Consider the following 6,475-nt stretch of genomic DNA (forward strand, 5'->3'; position numbering starts at 1 on the left):
CCCGATCGGCGAGGGTGTACCAGTAGTACACACCAGCGGTAGGCTTCAGCGGTATGAGCCTGGTGGTGCGTCTGCTCGGGACGACGGGTGTGCTGATCCTGCTGACTCAGCCGCTCTGGGCCCCGCAGTGGGGCGGCGGCATCCTGACCGAGATCGCGGGACGTCCCCGATGGATTAGCGCCGCGATCGTCCTCGGGTTCCTCGGCCTGGTCGCGCTCTACTGCCGCACCCTCCAGCGTGCCCTGGGCACGGTGCGGCCGGGGGTGCGCCGGGCCCGCCCCGGCGCGGTGTGGTGGATGTTCGCCGTCCCGCACAACTTCGTCGAGGACTTCTTCATCGTCCGGGCGGTCGCCGCCTCGCTGGCCGCCGACGGCGTGCCGCCCGGGCAGGCGCGCCGCTGGGCGCTGCTCGGCTACGGCTGGTGCGTGGCGCAGATCGTGTCGCTGCTGCCCGGGGTGGCCGGTCTCGCCGGGGGAGCGGTCGCGCTGCCGCTGTGGGCCGTCCACTGGCGGCTCACCGCCCGGCTCACCGCGGTCCGCCGGCCACCCGCGGCGGACTTCGTCCCGGTCCCGCGCGACGGAACCTAGGATGCCGAGAATGCCGCTGCCCCGCTTCGACCGGCTCCCGCCCGCGACCCGCGCCGCCATCCTCGCCGTGGCCCGCGAGCATTTCGCGCGGGACGGCCGGGACGGCGCCTCGTTCAACCGGATCATCGCGGACGCGGGCATCTCCAAGACCAGCGCGTACCACTACTTCGACGGCAAGGACGACCTGTTCGCGGCGGTCGCGGCCGACGCGGGGGAGCGGGTTCGTGCCGTGCTCGGCCGGTGGGAGCCGGTCACCACACCCGAGGAGCTGTGGGAACGGTTCACGGACGGCGCCCGGCGGCTGGCGCGGCACCTGCGGGACCAGCCGGCCGACCGGGCGGTCCTGGCCGCGGCGGGGTCCCGGCCCGGCGACGGCGATCCGTGGATCACAGCCCTGGTCGCCGACGGGGTACGGATCGGGCTGATCGATCCGGGACCGGGCCTCGAGCTGATCACCGCGGCGACCGCCGCGGTCGTCGCGGTGGCCGACGCGCGGGCGCTGGACCGGCCGGACGAGGACGTGACGGCCGCGCTCCGGCTCCTGCTGGAACGGCTGTGGGCGGCCCGCTGATCACCAGACGTCGCCGTCACGCCAGTCGCAGACCAGCTCACCGGTCACGTCCAGGCCCGGGACCGGGCGGACCAGGGTGCCACCGTCGTCCTCCGGGGTGCGGACCACGCCGTCCGGGGTGAGGACCGCGGTCGGGCCCTGCCACACCACCCAGCCACGGCCCAGGTAGAGCTCCCGGCCCGCCGCGGAGGCGGAGAGCGCGCCCAGCTCGAACCCGCCGTCGATCAGTCGCTCGGCCTCGGTCATCACGGCCGAGGCCAGGCCTCGCCGCCGCCGGGCCGGATGCACCGCGACCGCCTCGACGTAACCGCATCGCAGGCTCCGGCCGCCGAGCAGGAAACGGCGCTGCACCACCGCGCCGTGCGCCACCGGGACACCGTCGTGGGTGATCACCAGGTGCGAGCCGCCGAGCGCGTGATCCCAGTCGTGGTCGTCGAACCCGCCGTCGAAGGCGAGGTCCAGCAGCCGGCGGAGCGCCTGCCGCTGGGCGGGGTCCAGGTCGGCGGTCGGGATCGTGCGCACCGTCGGCGCGCCGGGATACTCCATCGGAACCATGGTTCCCAGCATGGCCGCGGGTGCTGTCGATCCTCTATCGAAATACCACCGGCGGCCGTCCCGTGCGTGACACGGGGCGGCCGCCGGGCGGTGTGCGGCTCAGTGGACCTGGAGCAGGTCCACCACGAAGATCAGGGTCTCGTTCGGCTTGATCGCGCCGGCCGCGCCGCGCGCCCCGTAGCCCAGGTGCGGCGGGATGATCAGCTTGCGGCGGCCGCCGACCTTCATCCCGGCCACGCCCTGGTCCCAGCCGGCGATGACCTGCTGGCCCGCCACCCGGAAACCGAACGGCTCGCCCCGGTTGTAGGAGGCGTCGAACTCCTTGCCCGTGGACTGGGCGACACCGACGTAGTGGACGCTCACGAAGTCGCCGGGCTTCGCCTCCTGGCCCTCGCCCACGACGATGTCCTCGATCGCCAGCTCGGTGGCGGGAGCGTCGGGAATCAGGCCGACATCGGGCTTGCTCATGAATCCTCCTGGTTTCTTACTGACTCGGCCATGCAATCACAGGTCGATGGCCGCTGAACGAGCGGTGCCTGAACTCCGTACCTCCGGGTGGCTCTTCCCGTCCGCCGAACCTGGAGATCTCATGCTCGTCCGACGTCTCGCCGTCCTCGGCCTGCTGGCCGCGGCCGCCGTGCCGGTGGCGCCCACGCCCGCGCGGGCGCACGGGTCGCCGGTGACCCCGATCAGCCGGACCGCCGCCTGCGCCGGCAACGGGACCGAGCGGGACGCGGCGGCCTGCACGGCCGCGCTGAAGGCGACCGGCGGATTCCTGGGGGCGTACGACAACCTGCGGCTCGCGAACGTGAACGGCGACGACCGGGCCCGGGTGCCGGACGGCCGGCTCTGCAGCGGCGGGCTCGAAAACTACCGGGGGCTGGATCTGGCCCGGGACGACTTCCCGTCCACGAAGGTCAGGTCCGGGCAGAACCTGAAGATCACGTACCGGGGGACCATCCCGCACCAGGGGTCGTTCCGGATCTACCTGACCAAGGCCGGGTACGCGCCGGACCGGAAGCTGAACTGGGCCGACCTCACGGAACTCACCGAGGTGAAGGATCCGCCGCTGACCGGGGGGTCGTACCGGATGCGGGTGGATCTGCCGCAGCGGACGGGGCGGCACATCCTCTACGTGGTGTGGGAGACGACGAGCACCCCGGACACCTATTACTCCTGCTCCGACCTGGTGTTCCCGGCCCCGGCCGCCACGCGGGCCCCGTCACCCGCCGCCACCACGAAGGCCCCGGCCCCGGTGGTGACCAAGGCTGCCCCCTCGGTGGTCGCGTCGACGGTCCCGGTCCCGGTGCCGGCGGCGGCGGAGAAGCCCGCGGAGGACGACGGGATGACCTCTTTCGGTCACTGGCTGATCGGCGGGGCGATCGGTGTCGCGCTGCTGGCCGGGGCCGGTGCGGGCATCGGGAGGCTGCGCCGCCGGGGCTCCCGCTGAGGGTTTCCTGAAAATTGTTTTGAACCGGCCGGATCTGGATCTCGTACTGACGGGCGTCGACGATCCACCGCCTGGCAGGCCCCCACTGACGACGAAAGGCCAAGCATGAGTCGTGTTCGTTACCGCGCCCCGGGCCGCACCTCCTGGCTGTCCCGCCGCCGCGTGCTGGCGCTCGCCGCGACCGGCGTGGGCGTCTCCGCCGCCTCGGTGGCCGGGCTCAGCCTCGCCGGCGAGGCCGAGAGCGACGACGACGGCGCGCCGCTGGTGATCTCGCTGCGCGACGTCAAGAAGGGCACGATCGATGTCTTCTCCGGCGAGAAGGTCACGACGATAACCGACAAGGCACTCGTCAAGAGCCTGCTCAAAGCCGCCGGTCGCTGACCTTCCCCCCGACAGGAGACACCCCCGCATGTCCTCGCACCGCGAAGCGCCGGAGATCAGCAAGGATCCGGTCGCCGACAGCTCCGACCTGTACGCGTTCGTCAGCCCCGACGATCCGGACACCGTCACGATCATCGCCAACTACGTGCCGCTGCAACTCCCCTCCAGCGGCCCGAACTTCTTCGAGTTCGGCGACGACGTGCTGTACGAGATCCACATCGACGCGAACGGCGATGCCCGGCCGGACGTCACGTACCAGTTCCGGTTCCGCACCGAACTGCGCAACGACCGGACGTTCCTCTACAACACCGGCCAGATCGAATCGCTGGACAGCGAGAACTGGAACCGCCGCCAGTTCTACTCGGTCACCAAGGTCGACAGCCACGGCAAGAGCACCGTGCTGGCGAACAAGCTGCCGTGCCCGCCCTGCAACGTCGGCAAGATCTCCATCCCGGACTACGACAAGCTGGCCGCCGACGCGGTGAAGAAGCTGAAGACGGGGGAGAAGGTCTTCGCCGGGCAGCGCGCCGACGCGTTCTTCGTCGACCTGGGCTCGATCTTCGACCTGGGCACGCTGCGCCCGTTCCAGGACAAGCATCTGGTCGGCTCGCAGCTGTTCAACTACGCCGGCAAGGCGGTCAACGCCGCCGACAAGACCAACGTGCACAGCATCGCCCTGCAGATCCCGCTGCACATGGTCCGCCGGGACGGCAAGAAGCGGGTCCGGGCCAAGGACGCCGGCGCGGTCATCGGCGTGTGGACCTCCGCCAGCCGCCGGCAGGTCGAGGTCCGCGGCGACAAGGGCTCCGGCGACGTCGTGGTCGGCCCCCCGGTGCAGGTGTCCCGGCTCGGCAACCCGCTGTTCAACGAGGTCATCGTGCCGATGGCGCAGAAGGACAAGTGGAACAGCCTGCCGCCGAGCGAGGACAAGCGGTTCGCCGAGTTCGTCGCCACCCCGGAGCTCGGCGCGCTGCTGCCGGTGCTGTACCCGGGCCTGTTCGACAACCTGGCCGCCTTCAACAAGACCAAGGACGCCCGCGCCGACCTGCTGGCCATCCTGCTGACCGGCATCCCGGACGGGATCATCGAGGGCTTCCAGAACAACACCGGCGCGCTGCAGGCCGACATGCTGCGGCTCAACACGGCCATCCCGCCGGCGAAGAAGGAGAACGCCTTCGGCGTGGTCGGCGGCGACATCGCCGGCTTCCCGAACGGCCGCCGGATCGCCGACGACGTCGTCTCCATCTCGATCCGGGCCGTCGCCGGGGCCACCCTGCCGCTGGTGAACAAGGAGTTCACGGCCGACGCCGCGGCCGGCCTGGTCCAGCAGGGCCTGAGCATCAAGGACGTCAGCGCCTCGCTGCTCAAGAAGTTCCCGTACCTGCCCACGCCCTTCGACGGATTCGGAAACCCCTCATGAGCCACGGTCACCATCACCACCACACCCTCGCCCCGTCCGGGCAGGGCACGGTCATGCTGAACATCGGCGGCTCGATCGGCGCGCTGATCATCAACACCGACGCGCGGCTGCAGGGACACGAGATCGAGGTGTCCCCGGTGGAGGACACCGGGCGGCGTACCCATGCCGCGGTCCGCGCCCGTTACGTCCGATCGGGTGTCACCTTCTGCGTGGTCATCGACAGCCTCCCGGAGGGCCGGTACGTGGTCTGGCAGGACGCCGACACCCCGCTGGAGCAGGTGGAGGTGCGTGGCGGGGCGGTCGCGGAGGTCACCTGGCCGGCGCATCTGGTCCCCGGGCGGATGCCGGTTCCGGTCTAGTCTGGACGGCATGGCAGGCGGTCGGCTCCCGGGCCCGGCGTCGCCGGGCGCGGACATCCCGGTCCATGTCGGCCTGCGTACCAGTGACATGGACGAGGCCCGGGAGTTCTGCCGCCGGATGTACTACGGGCCGCTGCGGATCGATCCGGTCGGCGACTGCCCCCGGATCGACTTCTCCGCGGACGTGGTCACGCTCGGCCCGATCACCCTCGGCGAGCTGGGGTACGGCGCCGACATCCAGGTGTCGATCGGGGCGCTCGAGACGGCGTACCACGTCCTGGTGCCCCTCACCGGGATGCTGCGCTCCCGGCACCGCGGCGCGATGGCCCTCGCCGACCCCACCCGCGCCCTGGTCTACCGCCCGACCGGCGACATCGAGCTGGACTGGCCCGGCTCCTGCCGCCTGCTCAGCGTCAAGGTCGAACGCGCCGCCCTGGAACGCGAGGTGGACGCCGCCCTCGACCAGCGGGTCGTCTCCCCGCTGCCGCTCGGCGCCGGCTTCGACCTGGTCGACGGCCCCGGCCGGACCTGGGCCGCCCTGGTCCGGCTGCTGCTGTCCGAGCTGCGCGGCCCGGACGGCCTGGCCAGCCAGCCCCGGATGGCGGCCCGCTGGCGCGACATGGTGGTGTCCGGGCTGGCCCTGACCGTCGAGCATCCCTACGGCGAGGAGCCGGCGGGACTGCAGGGGCCACACCGGCCGCGTACGGTCAAACGCGCTCTCGACGCGATGCACGCCGAGCCCGGCCGTGACTTCCGGACGAAGGACCTGGCGGCGCTGGCCGGGGTGGGCGTGCGCGTGCTGCAGGAGTCGTTCCGCCAGCACGTCGGCATGTCCCCGCTCACCTACCTGCGCCGGCTGCGCCTGGACCACGTGCACGCCGAGCTGTCCCGCGCCGACGCTGGCCAGACCGGCGTCAGCGAGGTCGCCTACCGGTACGGCTTCACCCACCTGGGCCGGTTCGCCGGCGCCTACCGTGCCCGGTTCGGCGTCAGCCCCTCGCAGACGCTGCGCGACCGGCGGTAGATCAGGTGACCCGATGGCGTGTGGTTTTTGGGGCGGGTTGTGGGCCGCAAAAAAAAAAAACAGAGTGTGTAATAGTCGAACCAACTGAACGCGCACGGATAGCAGAGTGAGGAGTATGTTAAGAAGGT

9 protein-coding genes are annotated in these 6,475 nt (G+C 71.4%); 7 read left to right on the plus strand and 2 right to left on the minus strand.

Annotated features, from left to right (window positions below; translation table 11 throughout):
- Window positions 1-53 precede the first annotated feature (53 nt).
- Both ACZ3II_RS23620 and ACZ3II_RS23625 read left to right on the plus strand, forming a co-directional pair.
- The gene (locus ACZ3II_RS23620) at window positions 54-587 is read left to right on the plus strand and encodes a hypothetical protein (protein WP_465519867.1); all 534 of its coding nucleotides are present in this window, start codon (window positions 54-56) and stop codon (window positions 585-587) included.
- 10 nt (window positions 588-597) lie between these two features.
- Window positions 598-1,158, plus strand: coding sequence for a TetR/AcrR family transcriptional regulator (locus ACZ3II_RS23625; protein WP_465519868.1), 561 nt, complete (start codon window positions 598-600; stop codon window positions 1,156-1,158).
- Here ACZ3II_RS23625 and ACZ3II_RS23630 read toward each other — a convergent pair whose 3' ends face one another.
- Window positions 1,159-1,713, minus strand: a complete 555-nt coding sequence (locus ACZ3II_RS23630; RefSeq protein ID WP_465519869.1) for a GNAT family N-acetyltransferase — start codon at window positions 1,711-1,713, stop codon at window positions 1,159-1,161.
- Window positions 1,714-1,812: 99 nt separating this feature from the next.
- The gene (locus ACZ3II_RS23635; protein WP_465519870.1) at window positions 1,813-2,181 is read right to left on the minus strand and encodes an FKBP-type peptidyl-prolyl cis-trans isomerase; all 369 of its coding nucleotides are present in this window, start codon (window positions 2,179-2,181) and stop codon (window positions 1,813-1,815) included.
- Between the two features lie 121 nt (window positions 2,182-2,302).
- On the opposite strand from ACZ3II_RS23635, the gene ACZ3II_RS23640 reads away from it, so the two are divergent.
- The 5 genes from ACZ3II_RS23640 to ACZ3II_RS23660 all read left to right on the plus strand — a co-directional run bounded on the left by ACZ3II_RS23640 (window position 2,303) and on the right by ACZ3II_RS23660 (window position 6,347).
- Window positions 2,303-3,163, plus strand: coding sequence for a lytic polysaccharide monooxygenase (locus tag ACZ3II_RS23640; RefSeq protein ID WP_465519871.1), 861 nt, complete (start codon window positions 2,303-2,305; stop codon window positions 3,161-3,163).
- A 105-nt stretch (window positions 3,164-3,268) separates the two neighbouring features.
- Entirely contained in the window at window positions 3,269-3,544 is a 276-nt protein-coding gene (locus ACZ3II_RS23645) for a hypothetical protein (protein ID WP_465519872.1), read from the plus strand.
- Between the two features lie 28 nt (window positions 3,545-3,572).
- A complete protein-coding gene (locus ACZ3II_RS23650; RefSeq protein WP_465519873.1) occupies window positions 3,573-4,964 on the plus strand; it encodes a DUF4331 domain-containing protein in 1,392 nt (463 codons plus the stop codon).
- A complete protein-coding gene (locus ACZ3II_RS23655) occupies window positions 4,961-5,323 on the plus strand; it encodes a phospholipase (protein WP_465519874.1) in 363 nt (120 codons plus the stop codon). Before ACZ3II_RS23650 ends, ACZ3II_RS23655 begins: the two co-directional genes overlap by 4 nt.
- Window positions 5,324-5,333: 10 nt before the next feature.
- The gene (locus tag ACZ3II_RS23660) at window positions 5,334-6,347 is read left to right on the plus strand and encodes an AraC family transcriptional regulator (protein WP_465519875.1); all 1,014 of its coding nucleotides are present in this window, start codon (window positions 5,334-5,336) and stop codon (window positions 6,345-6,347) included.
- The last annotated feature ends 128 nt before the right edge of the window (window positions 6,348-6,475 follow it).

It is taken from the genome of Actinoplanes sp. NPDC019969, from assembly GCF_055562375.1.

Coding starts and splice junctions, on each gene's coding strand:
- ACZ3II_RS23655 (WP_465519874.1), top strand. CDS start 4,961: ATGAGCCACGGTCACCATCACCACCACACCCTCGCCCCGTCCGGGCAG.
- ACZ3II_RS23625 (WP_465519868.1), top strand. CDS start 598: ATGCCGCTGCCCCGCTTCGACCGGCTCCCGCCCGCGACCCGCGCCGCC.
- ACZ3II_RS23630 (WP_465519869.1), bottom strand. CDS start 1,713: ATGGTTCCGATGGAGTATCCCGGCGCGCCGACGGTGCGCACGATCCCG.
- ACZ3II_RS23620 (WP_465519867.1), top strand. CDS start 54: ATGAGCCTGGTGGTGCGTCTGCTCGGGACGACGGGTGTGCTGATCCTG.
- ACZ3II_RS23635 (WP_465519870.1), bottom strand. CDS start 2,181: ATGAGCAAGCCCGATGTCGGCCTGATTCCCGACGCTCCCGCCACCGAG.
- ACZ3II_RS23650 (WP_465519873.1), top strand. CDS start 3,573: ATGTCCTCGCACCGCGAAGCGCCGGAGATCAGCAAGGATCCGGTCGCC.
- ACZ3II_RS23660 (WP_465519875.1), top strand. CDS start 5,334: ATGGCAGGCGGTCGGCTCCCGGGCCCGGCGTCGCCGGGCGCGGACATC.
- ACZ3II_RS23640 (WP_465519871.1), top strand. CDS start 2,303: ATGCTCGTCCGACGTCTCGCCGTCCTCGGCCTGCTGGCCGCGGCCGCC.
- ACZ3II_RS23645 (WP_465519872.1), top strand. CDS start 3,269: ATGAGTCGTGTTCGTTACCGCGCCCCGGGCCGCACCTCCTGGCTGTCC.